The sequence below is a fragment of the Rossellomorea vietnamensis genome (genome assembly GCF_008180615.1).
Lineage (GTDB): Bacteria > Bacillota > Bacilli > Bacillales > Bacillaceae_B > Rossellomorea > Rossellomorea vietnamensis_D.
The window spans coordinates 166,978-189,832 of sequence record NZ_VTEH01000001.1; the positions used below are offsets into that span (position 1 = coordinate 166,978).

At 39.8% G+C, this 22,855-nt stretch carries 18 protein-coding genes and 1 pseudogene; 1 reads left to right on the plus strand and 18 read right to left on the minus strand.

Translation table 11 applies throughout. The features are described from left to right. Positions 1-99: 99 nt before the first annotated feature. From FZC79_RS00900 to FZC79_RS00945, 10 genes and pseudogenes are all read right to left on the minus strand, one after another. Positions 100-2,160: a DUF4179 domain-containing protein gene (locus tag FZC79_RS00900; protein ID WP_148945024.1), complete on the minus strand. Its 2,061-nt coding sequence runs from the start codon at positions 2,158-2,160 to the stop codon at positions 100-102. A 476-nt stretch (positions 2,161-2,636) separates the two neighbouring features. Beyond that, complete coding sequence (locus FZC79_RS00905; RefSeq protein WP_148945452.1) at positions 2,637-2,987, minus strand: DUF5412 domain-containing protein; 351 nt, start codon at positions 2,985-2,987, stop codon at positions 2,637-2,639. Between the two features lie 289 nt (positions 2,988-3,276). After that, positions 3,277-4,041 (minus strand): MerR family transcriptional regulator, encoded by a 765-nt coding sequence (locus FZC79_RS00910; protein WP_148945025.1) that lies wholly within the window; start codon positions 4,039-4,041, stop codon positions 3,277-3,279. 639 nt (positions 4,042-4,680) lie between these two features. Beyond that, positions 4,681-5,115 (minus strand): annotated as a pseudogene (locus tag FZC79_RS00915) (VanZ family protein). 90 nt (positions 5,116-5,205) lie between these two features. Further along, on the minus strand, positions 5,206-5,706 hold the full coding sequence (locus FZC79_RS00920; RefSeq protein WP_148945026.1) for a GNAT family N-acetyltransferase: 501 nt from the start codon (positions 5,704-5,706) through the stop codon (positions 5,206-5,208). Between the two features lie 268 nt (positions 5,707-5,974). Further along, positions 5,975-6,247, minus strand: a complete 273-nt coding sequence (locus FZC79_RS00925; protein WP_148945027.1) for a DUF2188 domain-containing protein — start codon at positions 6,245-6,247, stop codon at positions 5,975-5,977. Positions 6,248-6,438: 191 nt separating this feature from the next. Continuing rightward, positions 6,439-7,413 (minus strand): SGNH/GDSL hydrolase family protein, encoded by a 975-nt coding sequence (locus FZC79_RS00930; RefSeq protein ID WP_148945028.1) that lies wholly within the window; start codon positions 7,411-7,413, stop codon positions 6,439-6,441. 544 nt (positions 7,414-7,957) lie between these two features. Beyond that, positions 7,958-8,572 (minus strand): PH domain-containing protein, encoded by a 615-nt coding sequence (locus tag FZC79_RS00935; protein ID WP_148945029.1) that lies wholly within the window; start codon positions 8,570-8,572, stop codon positions 7,958-7,960. A 200-nt stretch (positions 8,573-8,772) separates the two neighbouring features. Beyond that, positions 8,773-9,243, minus strand: a complete 471-nt coding sequence (locus FZC79_RS00940; protein WP_252183214.1) for a GNAT family N-acetyltransferase — start codon at positions 9,241-9,243, stop codon at positions 8,773-8,775. Positions 9,244-9,368: 125 nt separating this feature from the next. Further along, positions 9,369-11,510 (minus strand): peptidoglycan D,D-transpeptidase FtsI family protein, encoded by a 2,142-nt coding sequence (locus FZC79_RS00945; RefSeq protein WP_148945031.1) that lies wholly within the window; start codon positions 11,508-11,510, stop codon positions 9,369-9,371. Positions 11,511-12,216: 706 nt separating this feature from the next. Between FZC79_RS00945 and FZC79_RS00950 the strand changes: the two genes are divergently transcribed. Then, positions 12,217-13,464 carry a dicarboxylate/amino acid:cation symporter gene (locus FZC79_RS00950; RefSeq protein WP_148945032.1) on the plus strand — a complete coding sequence of 416 codons (1,248 nt, stop codon included), beginning with the start codon at positions 12,217-12,219 and terminating at the stop codon, positions 13,462-13,464. Positions 13,465-13,579: 115 nt separating this feature from the next. Here FZC79_RS00950 and FZC79_RS00955 read toward each other — a convergent pair whose 3' ends face one another. The 8 genes from FZC79_RS00955 to FZC79_RS00990 form a co-directional block, all read right to left on the minus strand. After that, entirely contained in the window at positions 13,580-13,795 is a 216-nt protein-coding gene (locus FZC79_RS00955) for a short-chain dehydrogenase (RefSeq protein ID WP_148945033.1), read from the minus strand. 61 nt (positions 13,796-13,856) lie between these two features. Further along, a complete protein-coding gene (locus FZC79_RS00960; protein ID WP_148945034.1) occupies positions 13,857-14,726 on the minus strand; it encodes an SDR family oxidoreductase in 870 nt (289 codons plus the stop codon). Between the two features lie 104 nt (positions 14,727-14,830). After that, entirely contained in the window at positions 14,831-15,658 is an 828-nt protein-coding gene (locus tag FZC79_RS00965) for a nucleotidyltransferase domain-containing protein (protein ID WP_148945035.1), read from the minus strand. Between the two features lie 191 nt (positions 15,659-15,849). Then, complete coding sequence (locus FZC79_RS00970) at positions 15,850-17,469, minus strand: putative polysaccharide biosynthesis protein (protein ID WP_148945036.1); 1,620 nt, start codon at positions 17,467-17,469, stop codon at positions 15,850-15,852. A gap of 106 nt (positions 17,470-17,575) precedes the next feature. Then, entirely contained in the window at positions 17,576-18,082 is a 507-nt protein-coding gene (locus tag FZC79_RS00975) for a GrpB family protein (RefSeq protein WP_148945037.1), read from the minus strand. A gap of 24 nt (positions 18,083-18,106) precedes the next feature. Then, on the minus strand, positions 18,107-18,751 hold the full coding sequence (locus tag FZC79_RS00980) for an alpha/beta family hydrolase (protein WP_148945038.1): 645 nt from the start codon (positions 18,749-18,751) through the stop codon (positions 18,107-18,109). 359 nt (positions 18,752-19,110) lie between these two features. Beyond that, positions 19,111-19,584 (minus strand): hypothetical protein, encoded by a 474-nt coding sequence (locus tag FZC79_RS00985; RefSeq protein ID WP_148945039.1) that lies wholly within the window; start codon positions 19,582-19,584, stop codon positions 19,111-19,113. A 668-nt stretch (positions 19,585-20,252) separates the two neighbouring features. Continuing rightward, complete coding sequence (locus tag FZC79_RS00990) at positions 20,253-21,467, minus strand: S8 family peptidase (protein ID WP_148945040.1); 1,215 nt, start codon at positions 21,465-21,467, stop codon at positions 20,253-20,255. Positions 21,468-22,855: the final 1,388 nt, after the last annotated feature.

Below are 22,855 nucleotides of genomic sequence, written 5' to 3' on the forward strand. Positions count from 1 at the left end.
GAATCTCTCCAATTCCTATTCGTTTATAAGTAAGCAGCTTTCTGCAAGGTCTAAAAAACTCACCGATAGAGGAACATTATCTCTATGCATAATAACCTTCTAATTCAATGGAATATTAATCTTGCTCTCTATATACTTCGTAACGTTATACCCTTCAATCACCAGCTTCGTCGGATAACCTGGATCATTTGATGAATCATCATAAATTTCCAGTTCGTGGCTTGTCTCAAAGAAGCGGGGCTGTTCAACATCTTTAAAAGGGTAGTGATATTCTTCAGGTGCGAATTCCTGGCCATTTTTATCAACCAATATACCGTCAACCCCAAAACCATAACCTTGAGATGAATTAGCAGACATCACCTGAATACGAAGTCTTTCATGCTCTCTGCCTTTAGTATAAGGGTCAGTAATAGAGACTTTAGTAGTATTTCCTGCCGTTTCCACACGGTCGATGGAAAGCTCGCTTCCTCGATATTGAAAGGTTTGCGGAAGTTCATCAGCTTGATTAACCTCGATGTCTTTTTTGTCTTCAATAAAAAGGTGCATGGACTCCAAGGAAAGGGTCACTTGCTCAGGATTAGTAACAAAAAGCGGTTCAAACCTTGATTGTAAAGTCGTCCATTCTCCTGATTGATTGATAAACTCTCCACCTCCGAAATAATCAGCCTTCGCTGAATGACCATTAGTGGTAAGGGAATCCATGGTTACATGTTCTATCCATTGTTCCTGGTCTCTTTCCTGATAGCTGTATTCCAATAGGGTTGCCGTAGGAGCCAGTGTGATTTTGTTAATCTTGATTGGAAATCCATCTACTTCACTTTCCTGGTCAATATCATATACTGTGGATTTGTGCTTTTCGACCGGAATATCAAAACTCCATTCACCCTCTAAGAATTCAGGATAATAAGAGCCAACTGTATCACTGTCTGGTTCTTCTTTAATCGTTTCCTGAAGCCTCATGAGCCTTAGCTTAATCGTCCCGTTATCGGAATTAATCGGAGCGAGACTGATTTTTCCTCTAAAAATACTTTCCTCTTCTTCATTGGCCAGCCCATGTTCATAGGGATGGAAAAATCTTTGGTTAGCCTGCCTGTCCAGTATTTCATATTCATTTTCCACACGCAGTCCTTCATCTTGATTGAGGAAGTATTGATTCTCTTTGTTTATGTCTTCCACTTCGTAATAAATCATCGTCTGCACATCATCGGCTACCGCCGTCTTGATCGTTACTTTGACTCCATTGCTTTCCTGAACGAGTTCAAGCGGTTCGCCTATTCCGCTTTTGTAGTATTGGACGATTTCCATTTCTTCTTTTTCAGTCCATCCCATCCAAGAATAGTAGAGACTAGTGAATCCTCCTGTTACAAAACCGGTACATACGATAAATGTCAGCACGCCAACAGCGGCAAGGCCAAGGTTGTTTCTCTTCTTCTTTCTCTGTGTTCTGACCAATTCCGTTTCAGCTGCCTTCTCTTTGACCGAGCGCATCAACTCAGGTGGAATATGTAATTGATCTGCACTTCGTTGCAGCGAAAGAATAGCCTCCTGAACATCAGTCAGTTCCTCTTGACAGGAAGGGCACGTAGGGATATGAATCTCTAATTCAACCTTTTCATTTCTATCCAGGTTTTTCCCTAAATAATCGATGAATTTATTTCTATATGGTGTACAGCCTCCTTGGTGTTTCTTCTTTTCCAATCCTGTGCTTAACTGTTGTATCCCTCTGGACAGCAGTGATTTTAAAGAGTCAATGGAGATCTGCAGTATCTGCGCTGCCTCTTCAAACGATAATTCTTTCAGATATGTAACCGCAACCGCTTCTTTATCTTTCTCTTCAAGCTTTTTCAATTCATTGAATGTACTGCCAGACTGCTGACTTCCAGTATCATCGATGCTTGTCTTATTGATTGCCTGGCATTCTTTTATAAAAAGCGCTGCAGCCTGCAGCTCAAAATTCTGATCTTCCACATTATACTTTTTATCATCAAAAAGCTTCATTACCGTTTGATAAAAAACTTCCTGAATTTCATGGTTGCTGCTTGAATAGGCCCTGGCCAGCTTATAGAAAGACGCCTTTTGTACATCGAACCAATTCAAAATAGGCTTAATACCCTCTTCGCCGACATTTTTCACTACAACCGTCTCTGTTTCAGCTTTCATAAAATTGGCTTCCCTCCTCTTTCCCCTGATGCTATAGTACTATATAATATTACAGTTTAATAGGTGGAATTTTCAGAAATATGAATCCCAAAAAAAAAGCAACTCTCCCTATCCTGATTTTACCATAATGAAAACTCCTGTTTAATCGTTTCTTCAAAAATAAATAAAGACCTTACTCACGATGGTGAGACTGCATCTTCACAACAAGTGGACGCAATCAAGAAGCGGCATCGTTCAGTTTAAACAATTTCCACTATTTGTTTATCACTGTCATGAACATAATACCGGCTGCCATTAGATAAAAGGTACCCGTTACTCCCTCAATTGAATAGAAATAACTTATAGACAGAGGTATTTTAATTTCATTCACAAAAAAGAATAATCGATGCTGCAATCCTAAATACGGTGAAAGTTTTTGCTAAAAATATTTAATTCTTATGCTGCTTACTCGATTTTAGTGGTTAAAAGACCTTTCTTCACTGATTCCTAAAATCAAATTTTTCATCAGGGACTTTTAGTGAATGCCCATTAATCACGACTGTATTTTTATTAGTCCAGGAAATGTTCGCTGTTTCTTCCCTGTAATTCCAATAGATATTTCTTTTCTTTTTTTCCTCTTTGTTGAATACTAACTCGCCTCTGACAGCATAAGAAGTGGTTGCTCCGCCATTGGTTACATAGGCCTTTAGCGTTAATTTTCCGTCCGGTGATGTTTCTTCAGTAAGATACTCTCCAGCAGGCAGCCTGCCCATATTAAAAAAAGCCCAATTAGCTACATAGATGCCTGCTGCCAGGATTATAACACTGGTCATTAAAATACCAATCATGAACCGATTGATTTTTCTTTTTTTCGGAGCTTTCACTTTAGTATTTTTGTATATTGATGCCAATACTGCCACCCCTGTTCTCTCCCGTTTATACGTTGACGAGTTTAAAACGATAAAGGTTTCGATTTTTTGAGCCCAACTTGTAAAATAATTAGCAAGCCTGTGCGAGGATCCAAATGGAAGAGTGAGTGAAAAGAGAGCAAATTGAATATATTTTTATGTATAGATAACCTGAAAGAGATGCAAATCACAGCCGATTTGCATCTTTTTTCATGTGCCCCAACCTAAACTAATCTTTTTTTCCTGTAAAGACGTATATCGCATCTCTCAAGAACTTCGCAACTCCATCTTGTTCTTTATCGTAGTATGCTTTGAAACGCTCGTCTTCCACATACATGTCCGCCAGACCAGCGTGTCCTTCTGTGCTATATTCACTCCAATAAAACATCAGCCATTGTTTGTGGAGGCCGGCCGCTTTTTGAGCGAGATTACCAGCAGGGTCCCCTGTTTTATACGCTTCCGAAAGTGTTGTATGAATTTCTTCAGCGAGCTTGTTCACTTCCTCAAACTGGCTATGTGACATGCTTTTCACCTTGGTATTGGATCTGTTTACTGTTTCGTCTCCATATTTTGTTCTTATCTCTTCACCATATTTCCGTTCGTTTTCCTCTACTAACTTATTCTTAAAGCCTTCAAATCTCTCTTTAGCAGACATTTGTCTTCTCCCTTCTTTCATTTCGATGGTTTTGTCTATATTCATGATCAACCGATCAAGCTGACGCCGCTTGTCGACCATTTTCTTTCGATGTTCGGCCAAGGCACTGGTTATTTCAAAGCTAGGATCATCAAGGATTTCCTTGATCTGCTCCAATTCAACACCAAGTTCTTTATAAAAGAGAATCTGCTGCAGTCGGTCTACCTCCTCTAAACCGTAAATCCGATATCCTGAAGAATTGACTCTTGCCGGCTTAAGAATGCCGATTTCATCATAATAACGCAATGTGCGGGTGCTGATGCCTGCTAATTCTCCTAGCTTTTTTACCGTATATTCCATGAATTCACCTCCTGATATTTTCAACTTTATACCTTGACGCTGCGTTAAGGTAAAGAGGTTTTTTATAAAAATCTTTTAAATTGATTTATTCTATTTCAACGGAAGTGTCTTGAAATAATAAGGCTGTTTTCTCAATGGTTGTGGCTTTGAGAAGTAATAGATTTCCGCTCCAGGCGGACGACTCCGCGGGGCGGGCGGTGAGCCTCCTCGGCTGCGCCTGCAGGGTCTCACCTGTCCCGCTAGTCCCGCAGGAGATCGTACGCCTTCCGCTCCAATCCTTCTACGTAAAGGGGGTGAAGGTAAAGAAGCATTCTAAAGCTTTAATCATTTAGTTAAATAGACAGTTTTCGCATTTATTATTATTTTTGAAAAATCCCCAGAGTTCTCCCCCCTAATTATAATTTCCCTCTCTATATGGGAATCTGCTCAATTACTTTTGCTTCCAGAATATTTCCTCTTAAGGGCCATAAGATAGTAGCAAACTATACTAAAAAAGCCAATAATAAACACAGAATAATGATACTCGCTTCTGATTATCACCGAGTTTTTTAAAGTGTTGAAATTGAAGTATAGAGTTAATTCTAATAAAAAAGCTAAAGATCGATGAAGACCTTTAGCTGCTGCAACTGCACTATCTAATTAGCAATTCTGTGTGCTATGGCCTGATTTGTACACTCTGAGAAACAGGAAGATTGGCAAGCAGCCTGCTATTCCTCCGACTGTATTCAGAATTAAATCGTCCACATCAAAGCTTCCAAATTTGAATATAAATTGAATGATTTAGAATGTTAAACTTAAACAAAAGGCAGCAAAAGCAACTCTTTTTAAGCTATGAAACCTCACGGAAATTATGGGAAGCAAAAATCCCAGCGGCATAAAACCAATGATATTTCCCGCCAGGTTTTCTACCCGTAAATTTGTATTGATATCTGCCAAGAACAAATAATACAACATTGTTTTGAAGGGAATAAAGTTATTCTGATTCCAGTATGCCCCTTCCGTCTTAAATGTAAAATGACTTATGATTTCCGGAAACGAGATATACTTAAATAAAATCATATTTGTTAAGATCATTAAGTAAACACAAAGAACAGCCACAGCACCTGCTTTAATTTAAATCCTCATTAAGATGTCTCTCCTGTCCCAATGATTGAAAATTGTTCTTCATACTAGCAGCTTCGACATATAGTACTCATTAAAAAATCTACCTTTGATGAACAAGGAATTTCTCTTTGTACCTTCGATTTCAAATCCTCTATTTTTATAAAGAGCTACCCCTTCTTGATTTTCTGTTACTGCTGTAAGTTCAAGTCTGGATATTTTATGACGTGCAGCCCACTCTTCAATCCATTGAAACAATGAAGTGCCTGCCCCCTGTCCTCTGCAGGACTCGGCTATCCCAATTGCAAGATAAGCAGAATGCTTGGTTCTGAGGGTGTTCCCTCCGATGGCAAATAAATATCCTATCAATCTTCCATCCTTCTCTGCTACTAAGACCGTTGAATTTTCCTGATTCGTTATCCGCTCCAATTGTTTCCGCTGTCCTTCTGAAGTTGTTTTTCTTTCTCCAGGTTCCATGAGCATAAATCTGGAGCTTGCTTCAACCTCTTTGATGAGGGAGATCAACTCTTCTGCTTCCCCGGCTTCTGCCTCTCTGATTATCATAACGTTCTCACCTTTCAATAAAAATATAATATACTGCACATGATAATTTTAAAAAATATTTTTTCCATTCCTGATAATTTTCCGGCGTCGAAAAGGATCATGATTTACCAATAACCCCAGATACAGTAGGACCTTTCAGTATTTATGTGTTTCCCCAACCTTTTAACCTAATTATTCCAGCAAATCAACTTTTTCACAATATGTTTTTATTTAGGGTATTTAAAATCAAAATTAAAACCCGGGAATATTACTCCCGGGCTGAAAACTATTATTCATCTTTGTAGTTATGCTGTTCTTCAATCTGTCCATGTTCGCTGTGAACATAAGCCATGGTGCCTGATTTTTCTGCTCTCTGTTTGGCTTCCTTCACGGCATCAGACTTAGAGCCGGCTGTGTAAACGGGATCGTCGTTTCCTTCTTCTTTTACCGCCCAGCCCTCTTTATCATGCGGGACAACATGGTATCTTGCCTCATCTGTTCCCGCTCTGTCTTCAAAGTACTCATTTCGGTTGTTTTGATCATTATTATTGTTGTTTGCCATGATTAAAACCTCCATTTTAGAATAAGAATATGGTTCTCAGGTATAATTACCCTTTAATAATCGTAAAAAACATGGAAGGATTGAGGTAATTTTTGTTTTTTTTATCGAATATGCTATTTCGAATAACAGAGTAAGAGAGAAAGCAAAAAAGCTGAAGTGCGTGCCTTCAGCTTTTTAAAACATTTTTACATCTATTCTATTACTTCGGAGTCAGGCTCACTATCATCTGGTTCCACTTCTGCTTCCAAGTCGATTTCTTTTACATGCTCCAATACCCGCTTGGCTATAAGTTTATAACCATTTGTATTGGGATGAAAATAATCTTCCGCTAATAACTCCAGATCAGAATCCTCAAATAAATCAGCCGTCGGAATATAATTTACATTTTCAAATTCCTCTGTGACCGATTTTCCAGCGGTATTCCAGCTCTTCATGACCATTTCCAATTCACTGATATTCCCAAAGTAACCTTCAAACGGATTATAAAATCCGATCAAATAAATTTCAGCATCAGGATTATACTCATTAACCTTATCAAAAATCTCCTTCAGCCTTTCCTTGTACCCTCTCTTCTCTTCTTCAAAAGTTTCCATCTTCAAATCGATGAAATTGCTTTTTACTATTTTCATAATGTCGTTTGCACCAATGGTGATTAGGACCACATCAGCATTCTTAATAGAGTCGGCTATTTCCTTTTCTTCCAGTCTCTTTAACAATTGATCAGTGCGGTTTCCTCTTTTTCCAAAGTTATCTATGGTGATATTTATTTCGTTATCTTCAAACGTATTATTGAGGATTCCGACATAGCCTCCGTTCCCCGTTTCATCTCCTACACCTTGAGTAAGTGAATCGCCGATGGAAACGACTTTCATGTCTTGGATGAATAAACGGACTACTCCTTTAAGCACTTCCCTGACATTTTCCTTAATTTCTTCAGTGATCGACGAAGGCTTATCAGCTTTTTCTTCATCACTTTCTATTTCATTAAGCTCTTTCTTTATCTTTTTCTTCTCTTCAGGGTCCAGATTCTCCAGTTGCTCATTTATTGAAGCAGTTTGAGTTGAAATACTTACGTGTTCATTTTTTGAATACGGAGAAAAAAAATAAATAAGAATACCTGTTAACAGGAGACCTGTCGTGATCATTAAGATCTTCAGCTTTTGCAAGTTGACTTTACACCTGCCAATTAGATTTATTTTCTATTAAAATGACTTTACAGTAATTCAAAATTTAAAATTGAATAACTTAATGTCAATCAGAATAGTCAATATATTTTATCATGTAGAACACATTAGTAAAAGATATCAAAATTTAGTAATGCTTTTTATATACTGTTTGGCAAAGATTGCTGCTCTTGATTATTCATCGAGGCTGCTAGGGATTTTCATTAATACTTATAAGGATATGTTTGTAAAAGTAAGAATGATTAGATAGTATCAATGTTTTTTTGAGGGTACCTTTGTTTTTTTTTAACCTAAAGTCTTATTTAGTAAACACTTCCTCAACTTACATTTGTTTCTAAAAGGTCCCCGGCACTTTGGCTAAATTTAAGGTTCATAGTCACTAGAAAAATGAATATGTTCAGCTAGGTATTGCTCGGTACAAATAAGCAGCATGGCACTAGAGTGAAGAAACACCACCCTGGAGCAATTGAGTAAAAAAAACGCCTGTCTCCCTTTGAATTACGGGAGCAGGCAGTACATGGATTTGTCAATTTTGGATATATCGATTAAAAATTTCTCCAAAATCTTTTTTCGTGTTCGTTTGGTAGTGGTCGTTTAACCAGGCATAGGCAAATGATGTGGTTTCTTTGAACTCATTTGAAATGTCGTTATCGTGGAAGCGGTTATTATGAATGAGATCCTTTGAAACCGTCAAACTTCTTTCAGCCCAGTCGAGTTTGCGCTTCCCTTCTTCTTGGATATGAGAAATGGCCAGTAGAGATTTATATAAATCTGCAATGGCTTCTCCTTCCTTTTTATCAATATCCACGGACACTGGTTTATCGCCTAGTGTGAATTTGATTTCCAGGTCAAGGTCGATTGTTCCGGCAGTTTCAATTGAAACATCGCTGATAGGATGTTGATAGTATTCATAACGATACAAATTTCGTTTGCTGCTTGCTGCTTTTTCTCCATCAAGGTGAATCAGCGCCCTATTGGTAAAACAGTATTCATCCGTCTTGGACTTGATTAAAAAATGAATTTTTTCGCCATCTTCATGAAGGACATAATCATCCGATAACGTTTTGTCAAAGTCCTCTTTCTTAATGATTTTTCCGATATCGCTTAGGCCCAGTGCATCACTTGCTAATTTCTTGAACATGTTACGACCCCTTTTCTTATTGATCTATTAAACTTTCAACTTCTTCATGCTATCAATAAATCCCATCTATCGTAAACGTTTTTAACTTTCCAAACCCTTTCATCCTATTCAGCTCTACACTAATTCATGCTAAAAAACCGCTTAAAAATACGAGAGTAGAATCTAGGCCTCTACTGAGTCTGCCTTAGAACGAAAGCTACTTATAAGTCGATCTCCATTACCCTCATTTTTGTCTTAAGATTCATTGATTCATAAAATTTTATGGCACTCTCATTAAATTCCCATACGCCTAATTCTAACGAATCTGCCTCTATATTTTTTGCAAATTCCACTATTTTCTCGAAGAATTTTCTTCCCACTCCCTTTCCTCGGAACTTAGAATCCACACCAAAATCATCCATGTAGACAACTTTCTTTGGTTTTAGAATGGGTCTATCAGCTGAGTGTTTTACAGTTAAGATAGTATAAGCGACTGGCTGGTCTTCTTCTAATAAAAATATCTTCGTGTCTTTTCCATCTATTAACTTGTTAAAATAAGCCTTGTCGAGCGTGATATCAGCCATCTTATAGTGGTCTGGTCTTTCCTGTGTATGAATATCGTGAACCTGCTTCTGTATTCGATGAACAGCATCGTAATCATTCTTTCCGGCTTCTCTAATATAACATTCCATTCTACTTTCCTCCTGGTGGTTGATGCTTTTGATTCTGGGAACATTTTCGATAGTATAAAAAACTGACCTATGCCGATTCATAAGTCAGTTTCCATGCACTTTCACGATAACGTTCCTCTTCTGTATTACTCACTTGATTCGCTGATATTCTTCTCTTCCCCACTATCTCGCTGTTTCTTCAATTCAAAATATTTGTCCATAATTCTTCTGGAAATATCTTTATTGATATAAGGATCTGTTTTCCCGTTATGTGACGCCGGCACAACAGTAGAGTAGGCAATTTCAGGCTGATCGTAAGGGGCGTATCCTATTAATGTAGTGTTATAAGTTGAGTACTTCAATCCAGTTACAGGATCACGAGGCGTAAAGGACTCTGCTGTTCCTGACTTCCCGGCAGCAACATACGGAGCATCGCCAAAGTGGGTAACAGCCGTTCCTTTAGATCCATGGTAAACCTGGTAGAAGCCTTTTTGAACATTTTCCAGCTGATGAGATGTCACGTTGACCTTATTCAGGATTGTGGGTTCATTTTTCATCTCCATCGCACCCAGGGTCTCTGGATCCCTCCCTGGCTTTCTTACTTCTTTCAAAATTTGCGGCTGGACTCTGTATCCGCCATTTGCAATCGTCGATACATACTGTGCCAGCTGCAAAGGAGTATATGTATCAAACTGCCCGATGGCAAAGTCAAGGAGGTTACCAGGCAGACTATATTGGCCCTTATAACCATCGACTTCACCCGGCAAATCTATTCCAGTATTCACTCCCAGGCCGAATTGGTTAAAATGATTTCTCAGATTCACCAGGTCCTTCTCGGAGCCATTGATAGGAGCTTTCGGGATGTAATGAGGATTTCCTGCCATTTTCATGGCAACTTTAAACATATAAACGTTCGAAGATCTTTCCAGGGCATATCGGTCCGTCATCGGTGTGGTGCTGCCACCATTCGTATTAAACCACGAAGTTTTCTTGTCATTCGCAATTTCTATAGGCTCATCCACTAAAGACTGCCCCGGGGTGATCACGCCTGCCATGTAACCAGTAAGGACCGTAGCTCCTTTTACAGCAGAACCTACTTCATAGAAACTGGTATATGTTCCGAGAGCATAATCCATCACTCTGTATTCACCCGTGCTGGGATCTTTTCCATACCTTTTACCAACGAGAGCCAGTACTTCTCCGCTATTGGGATCCATCATCACTACAAATGCTCTATCCAAATGCGAGGACCTTCCCTGATGGACATTCTTTAGAAGTTCTTCGGAAACGATTTTCTCCACTTCCTGCTGAAGCTCCATATCGATGGTGATGACGATATCCTTTCCTCGCTGTCCCTCTTTCATGACCTTCGTCTCCAGCACGGCTCCGTCCTTCGTAACATTCTTCATCTTTTCTTTGCGCCCGCTCAATATATGTTCATATTGCAGCTCAAGCTGACTCGTTCCGACCCGGTCATTACGGCTGTAATCCTTCGATAAATAATAATCAACCATTTCACTTGGTAGCCCTTGCTTTGATGAAGACACACTGCCCAGTATGGAACGGATCGTATTCTCAAACGGATACACTCTTTCCCAATCTGTGGTTGTATTGATGCCTGGTAATTCAGATAGGTTCTCACTAACTACGGCAAATTCTTTCTGGCTTACACCTTCGTTCTTGATGATTTTAGGCGTAAGTGCGTATCCCGTACTTAATTCACGGTAAATCGCAAGGTTTTCAATATCCTGTTCAGTGAGGGAGGCTAAATCCTGTTCAGATATTCTCTCCAAAGTCATCTGATAAATCTTGTTATTCTTTTCTTTAGAAGAAAGATCTTTGTTCCTTGCGATCTCCTTTTTTTCCTCAACTGTTACCTTTTTATCAGCTGCTTTCTTATTAGTTAAAATCCAATAATCCTTTTGATCTCTTTCTCTTACAGATGAAGTATCCATTTCAATAAGCTGCGCCAGTTTCACCGCCACTTCCATCATGTCTTCTGGATTAGATGACTGCGGCGGAGTATAGGTAATAGCATTTCTAGCCACGTTATCAACGATGACTTTCTCTGTACGGTCATAGATCTTTCCTCTTGGTACACTGTTGGTTACAACAACATCTTCTGTTCTCTCGACTTCCTGTTTATATCCCTCACCTGATACTATCTGAACAACTCCCAGCCTTAAAATCAGTACTGAGAATAAGAGAAATACAAAGAAAAACAAGAGATTCATCCGGACAGGGACATGCCTGTTCTTCTTTTTCTTCTTCTGTTTCTTTTTATCCATGGATAACACCTTCTCTTCAAAACTTCTTATGAATAATTGAAGTGAAACGCCAAAAATAGAAATAATTATAGCATTTTCTAAATATTTACACTTCAGTTTCATTATTTCAAACTTCAACTTCAACTTCAAGGCTATTAGACTATTTTAATGGAAAAAAGAAGAAGAAATCTGACCTAACTCGGGTGTACCTGTTTGACGAAGATTTAAGGAAGAGAGGCTTCCCTCCTGTTGGACTGTAAATTTTTTATATGAAAATTGCATCCATACATGACATTCTGGTAAAATAAATCTTTCTTTGAGGATTTCTTGTACTCGTTGTGTCAGCTGCTGAAGAAAATTATCCTCATCCCGAGCTATTCTTACATTGGTCTTCGCAGCCTAAAGCAATTGCAGTCTTTTTCACCAAGCAGCGATTTGTTTAGCATAGGCTGTATTCGTAAACTTTGCTGCTATTTAAAAAGAATTTCCCAAAATCCATTATTCCACTAGAGAGGAAAACTCTTTGTATCCGGGATATACGAAAGCAGCAATATATGCGAAAACTGCTTTACATAAAACTCTTTTTCCTTAATTTATGTACAATTTTTTGCCATCCTGATAGGCAGCCGCCCACCCCGCCAAGATTCCAACAGGGAGGTTTGGCATGAGCTTAAAAAGGGAAAAAACCTGAAAATATTTTGCCTAAAAAAGAAGGTGAGGAAATCATATGAAACTTGGTTTGACAAGCAAGATTATTATCGGCTTAATTGCCGGTGCCATTACTGGCTTATTACTGAATATCTTTGCAAAAGATGTATTTGATATAGCAGACCCTTATTTATTCACTCCATTAGGAAGAATCTTTCTTAATTTAATTTCCATGCTCGTGGTTCCCATTGTGTTTGTGTCAATTGTACTTGGCTCAGCCGGCCTTGGAGATCCTAAAAAGCTCGGAAGGATCGGAATCAAAACAATCCTATTCTTTCTTCTGACAACCTGCATCGCGATTGTTATCGGACTTTCACTGGCGAATGTCATTGACCCCGGACTTGTTGAAGGTATAGACACGACGAATAATGAAGGTTTTGAAACAGAAGAAGCTCCTCCAGTCGGCGAGACACTGATGAACATCATTCCTAAGAATCCGCTCGCTGCAATGACAGAGGGAAATATGCTGCAAATTATTGCGTTTGCCATCTTCATTGGGTTTGGTTTGACGGCATTGGGAGACAAAACAAAAGGGATACTGAAATTGGTTGATCAGGCAAATGACCTGCTGATGTATCTCGTGACCCTGGTTATGAAATTTGCCCCCTACGGTACATTCGGATTGATCGCTTCAGCAATTGGAAGCCAGGGCTGGGGAGCCATTAAGGCTATGTGGCTCTATATGATGGTAGTCATTCTTGCCTTAGTGGTCCATGCAGCCGTCACTTATGGAGGAGCTGTACTGCTTCTGGCTCGCAAAAGTCCACTATGGTTCTTCAAAAATTTCAGCCCGGCTATGAGTGTGGCCTTCAGTACATCCAGCAGTAATGCAACCCTTCCAATTTCAATGGAGACAGCACAAAAAAGATTGAAGGTTTCTGAGCCTGTCAGCTCTTTCGTACAGCCATTGGGCGCAACCATCAACATGGATGGCACTGCGATCATGCAGGGGGTTGCCACGGTTTTCATAGCCCAGGTATACAGTGTTGACCTTTCTATCGGAGAATTGGTTACTGTAGTGCTGACTGCCGTGCTAGCCAGCATTGGGACAGCCGGCGTCCCTGGTGTAGGACTCATTCTGCTCGCAATGGTACTTAGCAGCGTGAACCTTCCTGTTGAAGGCATTGGCTTGATTCTTGGTATTGACAGGCTGCTTGATATGGCAAGAACTTCGATTAATATTTCTGGAGATGCCGCTTGTGCGCTTATCGTTTCTGAAAGTGAGAAAAAACGCGAAAATACAGGTGAGAACATAAATAACGAGTAGAATGTGAAAATTCTCCCATTTAAAATGGGAGACTTTTTTCATAACACTGTATTTCATGACGTTGAAAAAGGAGATCCTTTATAGATTCCCTTTTAAAATTATATTTGTTCTCAGATCAGAGATTTCCTTTGTCCTCTGACTTATCCCTATTATACTGCTTCAGATACCCCTCAATCAGCCACTTGTTCTTATCCAAAATCTTATCCGCTGCTAATATAATCAGTACAAACACAATTGCCGGCTCTCCGGTTTCCAGCCAGTTTGTGATGACTAGAAAAAACACGAATGAAATGACGAGTAAAATGGTCAGATAAGCGATTCCTTCTTTCATATTCCCCCACCTTTAAATTGCTTTGAAAACTAATTTTCCCTAATTGAAAGTCAATTTTTTCTCATTCTCCTAGGTAGTTCTTAAAATAATTCCCCCAATGAGGCTGGGTTCCATCAATATCCTTAAATCCGTATTCTTCGGACAAGTCCCATGTGCTGAATACCCCGCCTGTCCTGCTATGTATTTCAGGGTCCGTTGCCAAGCTGCGAATCGCCTCTCCTATATAATAAGGAGATTCAGAAGCAATAAAATGAGGGTCTTTATTGGCTCCCTCTTTCCAGTTTTCTTCTGTCACACCAAATAGTTCAAGCATTGCTTCCGACCTTAAAAATCCAGGGGTGACTGCGATAGCGGTAATACGATCATCCTTTAGATCCTCTGCCATTGCTTGAGCAATATGAATGTTGGATATTTTAGCCAAACTGTAGTAAAAATTTCCACGGGGCTTATAATCTACTCCGTCGGTAATTTCCACAATCAAGCCTCCGCCGCTTTGTTTTAATAAAGGAATACTATGATGAGCGGTAATAATATGTGATTCTACTGCCTGCTTCTGCATTTGAAGACCTTTTGCCAAACTGTGTTCACCAATCGCTTTTCCCCATTCTGTCAGAGGATCTCCGCCCCATACATCATTGATGAGTATATCCAGTCTCCCACTTTCTGCGTTGACTCTCTCAAACAGCTCAATGACATCGGATTCAATTGTATGGTCCGTTTTTACTGGAATTCCTAAACCTCCAGCACGTGTAACTAATTCTGCAGTCTCTTCAATCGTTTCCTTTCGGCCCATGGGCGATGGGCTGTGAAGAGTCGTCCTTCCAGTGACATATACCGTTGCACCAGCTTCACCCAGTTTTACTGAGATCCCGCGTCCAGCCCCTCTTGTACCTCCAGCGACAACTGCAATCTTACCTTTTAATGATTTCATAACAATTTGCCTCCAGTCGAAAATCGTTTCAGCCCTTTGTGAACTTTACCTTCCGAAAAAAATAAAGTGGCTGCTCCAGTAACAAGCAGCCGCCTCTTTCAAAACTATATCACTTTATTGATAACTTCCTTGCACCAAGCATCGTTTTCCTGTATTCCTGTTTGACTGGAAAGCTGTTTGTTCAAGCGAAAAAATTCAGGTAAGATACTGCTTACTGTTTTCATGATATCCGCCGAATCACGGGTTGATTCCCAGCTGTCCAGTAAAGCCAGCTGCCAATCTTCCAGCAAGCTTCTTTCACCTTCAAGTTTTGACCAGATGCCATAAGAACTATCTATCCGCTGGTCATTTTCCATATACCAACCTTGGACGGTCAGCCATCTTAATCTATCTAAATTGGCTAGTGCATAATATTGTTCATTTCTCATGACGGCCCGGTATGTTTCATGGATAAAAGCAAGCACCTTTCCTCTCCATGCTTCCACTTCTTCCGGAGAAGGGCTGTATTTTAATTTTGAGGAAGCCTCTAAAACCTTTTCCACGATCCCCTCAGGATCATAAAGTGTTTTCAACCCAGACAGCCAAAGAGAAGGGGTCAACTCACCAGGTTCTTTATAAAAGGTATCCACTTTAACGAAACAATCAAAGTGGGAAACAATTACCGGCGTACTTGGATGTCCTTCAAAAAATAAAACATTTCCCCATTTTCTCGGCCGTTCGCACTTGTTTCGAATAAATTCATTCCTGGTTTCCGGAGAGACAATGATATGTAAATCTATATCCGAATAGCGGTCATGATTCCCCTTAGCCAGCGAACCTCCTAAATAAATCCCCATGACATCTGGGTCATTGGTTAAATCATTCAGGATGCGCTGTAGAAGTTTATCCCGTTCTTTCGGTAAATTCTGGTCTCTTAATTCGTGTCTACTCACAAATCCCGCACATTAATAACACTCCTCTTTTTAGTTTTCATTTTTAGTCATTCGACAAAGGTTCTCCCGATTCCTCTTAAAGAATATGGATCCTTCTTAGAGATGTTTCACTTTATCCTTTATAAATTATTTGGCCGACAAGGTTGCAGTCCACATTTTCCATTGTGGTACCTCATGACTCATCAACGGTATCATGCTGAAAAACTATCATTCTTTATACTGATGAATAGATTCCTTACAGAGCGAATCCTGACTCCCCCTCCAAGGTAAACAAGGAGCCCGGCTATGATGGATATAATAGAAATGATAACCGATCCATAAAAATCACCGAAAGAAGCCGGCAGCCATAATTCTACTAGAGCTTTCACTCCCCAAACTGCTAATCCCATAACGATTACTAATAAGGCCACTTCTCTTAAGGAATGTAAAAAGGGAGCCATTTTAAAACCGACACCTTTCTTAATCCTATAGACATTAAAAAGAATAGATACCGAAAATCCAAGGTAGGTTGCTATGATGGGACCTGCAACTTCCAAAGAACCTACAAGCGTTAAGTTCAACAAGATTTTTACCAGGACCCCAATTGCAATCCCTGCAATCAATTGCTTTTGCTGATCAATTCCTTGCATTATAGCGGCTGTCAGAGTAAAAAGAGCCAATACAATTGCTGCAGGTGCATACCACTGTAATATAAAACCACCCAGCTCAGGGCTGTTTCCCGTCCCAAAAATCATCGCATAAACCGGCTTTGCGAGTATACTTAATCCTATACCTGCCGGCAGAGTAAAAAACATCATGATCAGCATCGATTGAGAAATTTGACTGTTAACTTCCTTGGCTTTTCCCCTCGTAAAAGAAGAGGTAATTTCGGGGATAAGAGACATACCAAAGGCGGTTGCCAGTGATAAAGGAACCATGACCAGGATCAGCGACATTCTCATCACTGAATTAATCGTTTCTGCTTCACCTAATGTGTAGCCTGCTGATACAAATAGTTCGTTTATGGTAAATATATCAATGTTCTGGTAGACCGGTATCGCCAGCCCGGTTATCACAAATGGAATAGCGTACCCTATTAGTTCTTTTATTATTGAGAAAATAGGTAAATTTTCGTTATCCGGACTTTCATCCCTCTGCCTCTTAATAACTCCTCTTCGTTTAATGAAACTGAAGAGCAAAACACAAAAAGCAGCTGCCCCTCCTGCAAATGCTGCAAAAACAGCTGCCCCAACGGCATTCGCCACCGTTCCTTCAAACACGTGAATAATCAGGTATGCCCCAACAAGGATAAAGGCTATCCTGACTACCTGCTCAATCACTGTACTCATTGCGGAAGGACCCATTGACTGGCTTCCCTGAAAATATCCTCTAAAAATACTCATGGCTGGTATAATCATCAAAGCAAAGCTCACCAGGCGTATCACAGACTGAACATCCTCCACTTTATTTCCTGAAGATTCATTCGCTCCGACCACAGCTTCTGCTAAGTAAGGTGCAAGCACATACAAAAGAACAAAGGATATTCCCCCGCTCAAAATCATTAAACAAATACCGTATTTTAAAAGTGTCAGCCCTGCTCTGTAGTTGCCTAATTCGTTGTATTTGGCCACAAATTTGGAGACTGCCAGGGGAAGGCCGATAGTGGAAATACTTAAAAGTATAGTGTAAGGACCATAAGCATAACCATAGAGAGCAAAGCCCTGTGTCCCGACAAGAGCTGTAAATGGAATAATATATATAAAACCAAGAACTTTGGATATTAGGGTCGCTGCTGTTAAAAAGAATGTACCCCTGATGAATCTATTTTGCAATTTAACACCTCAATTGAATGGAAATACAATGCAGTAAATTGTCTCTTTTATAAATGCAATCTGACTGCTGACAGCCATGTTTACTAGGAGCCATGAACAAATCCATTTATAATATTTTCCTCAAGACCTCTGACACAAACTCGGTCTTATCATCTGCATATTGATGCTTGTCCCGTTTATTTTGTTGGGTTAATTGTAATTTCAGCTCTTCATAGTTTTTCCTGTCTTGCTCGTTGTTCCTTAAATGATCTCTGAATTTCAGCTGCTGAATCAAGTATTGACTTCCTCTTTGATACATATGAATTTGGTGGGTCCTGGGTTCGCCTTTATTGAAGTAGTGCCTATCTGGGAGAATATTTGTACCTCTGTAAGAATAGCCAAGCCCTTCAAGAGGCAGCGCAAACTTCTCTCCGGTATTAAAATCTTCTATTTCTAAAGCAATATCAATAATCGGTTTTGCCTTTAAATTCCTAACAGAAGTGCTTCCGATATGGTGGACTTTTACGCGGCTGCCCAGCACCCTGTGAATTTGTTCCCTTTCCCGTTCAAATTCGCTTTCCCACTTATCACTCCACGGAACTATAAAGACTTCTCCTCTTGGAAGACCAAGCATCCTCTCAGCCTCCTCAACTTTTATTTAGAAATGATCAATATTCGCTACTATTCTTTTTAAAACATCAATGGAATCTAGTGTCTTCTCATTGTATTCGAGAATATGATTAACTTCAGGAATTAAAATTGCTGTGAGATTAGGACTCTTACTTGCTTCTTCAAATCTTTCTGAAGTGAAATAAGGATCTTGATCACCAATGAATAACAAACCTTTATTTTTGCTTCCCAACAAGGATTCAAGAACATCCTCTCTTTGAATTAAAGGTGTCAGCCAAATCGCCTTGGCATTGCTGAACTCTTCCCTATTTAAAACTCCTCCCATGGCAATGGTCCCAAGAGACTTTCCAATAAGATAAATATTTTCATAGCTGTTATGGTAAAAAACTTCATCGATGACAGTATTAACATCCACTTTGATCGCTTCACTAATTTCCTCCATGCTGAAATCATCATATGAATTGTCATTATAGCGATAATTGATCTGCAAAACTTCGAATGACTTGTTAAGAAATACACTTGTGGAAAAATGCAGAAGAGGTGATTGAACAGTATAGCCGGCCCCTGGTAAAATGATGGCTATATCTTTACACCCTTCACTTTTACCTACAATGGAGTAGGGAACCTCCATGCCTTTGTATCCTTCAAGCGCATTCGTATATACCTTAAACATTACCCCTCCACCTTTCCTATATATAAAATAGGTTCTTTTCTGACTTACAGACTATTTATAAGGCTGTTTTCGCATAGATTGTGGTTGTACTAAAAGAATTGGATTTCCGCTCCAGGTGAACGACTCCGCGGGGCGGGCGGTGAGCCTCCTCGGCTGCGCCTGCGGGGTCTCACCTGTCCCGCTAGTCCCGCAGGAGGTCGTTCGCCTTCCGCTCCTATCCTTCTACGGGAAAAGGAGGCGAATAAAGATTCAAAAGCAACAATCTTATAGAAAAGAGACAATTATAGAGATACTGGAGCTAAATACATTATGAAGAGGTTATCAATTTTAAAATAACTCAACTTTTCTAGGTTTTCCTTTTATAAGAACGCTCTGTAGCTGGCTTCAATGGCAAGCAGAGAATGATTTAAGTCAAAAGAAACCTCCATAGCGTGCCATATTCCGAAGCCAGTAAAAACAGCGATTACGGTAATGGTCTCCTTAAACAGATTTCTTTTCTTAATAAAAAGGAAAAGAGTTAAACAAGCGACGATTAGTAAGTAAGTAATGGAAACAACAAGCTGCCAAAACTGAGCTTTAGCAGAACTTACTGCCTCAATGTAGTGCATTACATCATCTTCGTTTGCAGCTGTTTCTTCTATTGAAGAGGTTTCCCCTTTATAGCCAATTTCCCAGGTGAATCCTTCCTTCTCTTTCAGCAAGATATAGGTGTAATCAAAGGCTTCTCCTTCGCCAATAACCCCTATGTATTCCTTTGTGTCTTCTTCATTTTTGGAACACCCCGCTAATAATACTGGGAAAGAAAATAATACGATCAATAACAGTTTTTTCATCCAGCATACCTTCTTTTTTTTATTAGGCTGTTTTCTAAAAGATTGTTTCTGCTTTAAACCAAATGGATTTCCGCTCCATGCGAACGACTCCGCGGGGCGGGCGGTGAGCCTCCTCGGCTGCGCCTGCGGGGTCTCACCTGTCCCGCTAGACCCGCAGGAGATCGTACGCCTTCCGCTTCAATCCTCCTACAAATGAGGATGAAGGTAAGATTGCGTTCTAAATCAGCAATTAATTAGAAGAAATCCTATTAAACAGACTATTTTTGCATTAATTTTGCTTTCGTCAATATAGCCCTCCAGATACTAAGATTTCTCATTCTAATCGGGGAGCCTTAGCAGGGTATGAAGCAGTTATCTTACGAAGGTAATCTAAAATTGCAACAAAGTTTACGAAAAAGAAAAAGCATTTAATTAAATGTATTAAAATTCTCTTTATCTCTTAATTCAGCTGCCGCTAAATTTGTTTCCTAATTTTAACATATAAATAGGTTTTTTAGTATTGATTTTCCAGCTGTTCGTCTTAATTATTCTTGCTTTCGAAAGCAATTTTTCATTACATCTTAGAAAACATTTAAAACCTCTTCTCCTTTTTTCTTCCTTATTAACTACTTAGATTTCTACAATAAAAAACAGCCCTAAACAATTTGTTTAGGACTGCTTTTTTCAATTTAGTATCTTACAGCATCGTTAGAGTTGATACGGCCATGCTGGAAGTAAGATCCTGTTCCACTGATTGGATCTGCCGTTTGTTCAATGGCGGCACGGATCTGGGAGTTGCTGCGTCCCTGACCTGCTAATAAGCCAGCAAGTCCCGCAACGTGAGGGGATGCCATCGATGTTCCTGACATGTAAGAATATCCATTGTTAGGAACAGTTGAAGCAATATCCACACCAGGAGCAGTAACGTCTACCCAAGAGCCGTAGTTAGAGAATGAAGCTCTGCGGTCACGAGAATCAACAGCACCTACTGCAATGACATTGGAGTAGGAAGCAGGCTCGAAAGTTGTGGACACTCCGTCATTCCCTGCTGCAGCGATGACAACAGATCCCTTATTCCAAGCATAGTTTACCGCATTTTCTAAAGTGGTTGTATTACAATCGCAGCCAAGCGAAAGGTTGATGACTTCAGCACCTTGATCGGCAGCATAACGGATACCGTCAGCAATGTCATTCAAAGATCCGCTTCCATTTGCATCTAAGACACGAACAGCGAGAATTTTAGTGTTCGGCGCCATCCCTGCTACTCCTCGGGAGTTATTTGTAATTGCAGCAGCAGTCCCCGCAACGTGTGTTCCATGGCCGTTTAGATCCATTGGGTAATAATCGTTGTCTACAAAATCATAGCCGCGGATTGTTTTACTGGCCAAGTCAGGATGGTTATAGTCCACTCCAGAATCTAAGATGGCAATCTCCTGTGAACTGCTTCCTCTTGTTACATTCCACGCTAGGTCTGTATCAGTGTTTTGCGGTCCATATTGATAGCCCTGATAGTAAGTATCATTAGGAGTCCAGGTGGAGGCAAAGTTATAGTTAGGCTCTGCGTATTCTACATTAGGGTTTTTGCTCAGCGCCTTTACAACCGCCTCTACATTTCCTACCTTTAACACCTTATAATCGGATTTTACTGCATCAGTATCCTTCACTTCGGAAGCACCAAGTTTATTCAGTTCGCTTCCTTCTTTTGATTTGCTGACATTATCCTTAAATTTGACGATTACTTCACCTTTGACATAACTGCCTTTTTCAAGATTGACTTTTACTGCTGAATTTTTGGGAGCATTCTCTAGAGGGTTTGAATCCTTTGCAAAAGCACTACCTCCGAAGCTAGGGAACAGGGCAAGTGATGCAGCAAGGGATAAGGCGGCAATTTTTTTGATTTTCATAAACATTCCTCCGTTTTCATTTTTTTGAAAGCAAAATTCTTTATACCATTCTTCCTAAAGCAGCTTTCGACAGCTTTCCCTCCTTTTCTGTTAGATGCCAAGAGTCATAGGATATCTGCGCTGAGAGTATGTAATGACTCTTGTTAATAGGATTCTAGCAGATTTCCGTCGTTAACTGAATATATTTGAAATTCTGAAAATGGGTAAAATTAGGAGTTTAAAACTATAAAATTCGTAAAAAGGTTGTCTGATTATGAAATATTTCCATAGTCAACTAGATAACCCCTCATTCGGTATAGTCAAAAAGACCTTTATTTTCTCAACCTCATCAGTAAAATCCCCTTCTTTTTCAGCTGAAAATTTGGAGCATATGTATCTTTAAAATGGCAAGGGTTTTTAAATACTTCTGTTTATAACGATATGAGGAAGAGGATTTTACCTGCAATGACTCAAGGGTCTTTCTAGACACTACTTCACCTGGGTTTTTCTGCGGCACTGGTCTCTTGAATACTTTTACACACCACTTCATCTGGATTTTTCTGCGCTACTGGTCTCTAAATTACTTTTTGTCACCACTTCAACTGGATCTCTCTGCTGAACTGGTCTCTAAAATACTTTTACACACCACTTCATCTGGATTTTCCGGCGATATTGGTCTCTAAAATGCTCTTTGACACCACTTCTACCGGATCGCTCTGCTGAACTGGTCTCTTGAATACTTTTACACACCACTTMATCTGGATTTTTCTGCGCTACAGGTCTCTAAAATGCTCTTTGACACCACTTCAACCGGATCGCTCTGCTGAACTGGTCCCTTGAATACTTTTACACACCACTTCATCTTGATTTTCCGGCGATATTGGTCTCTAAAATGCTTTTTGTCACCACTTCAACCGGATCACTCTGCTGAACTGGTCTCTTGAATACTTTTACACACCACTTCAACTGGATCTCTCTGTTGAACTGGTCCCTTGAATACTTTTAGACACCACTTCATCTGGATTTTTCTACTGAACTGGTCCCTTGAATACTTTTTGACACCACTTCAACTGGATCTCTCTGTTGAACTGGTCTCTTGAATACTTTTAGACACCACTTCATCTGGATTTTCCAGCGATATTGGTCTCTAAAATGCTTTTTGACACCACTTCAACCGAATCGCTCTGCTGAACTGGTCTCTTGAATACTTTTTGACACCACTTCATCTGGATTTTCCTGCGCTACTGGTCTCTAAAATTCTTTTAGACACCACTTCATCTGGATTTTTCTACTGAACCGGTCCCTTGAATACTTTTAGAAACCACTTCAACTGGATCTCTCTGTTGAACTGGTCTCTTGAATACTTTTACATACCACTTCATCTGGATTTTTCTGCGCTACTGGTCTCT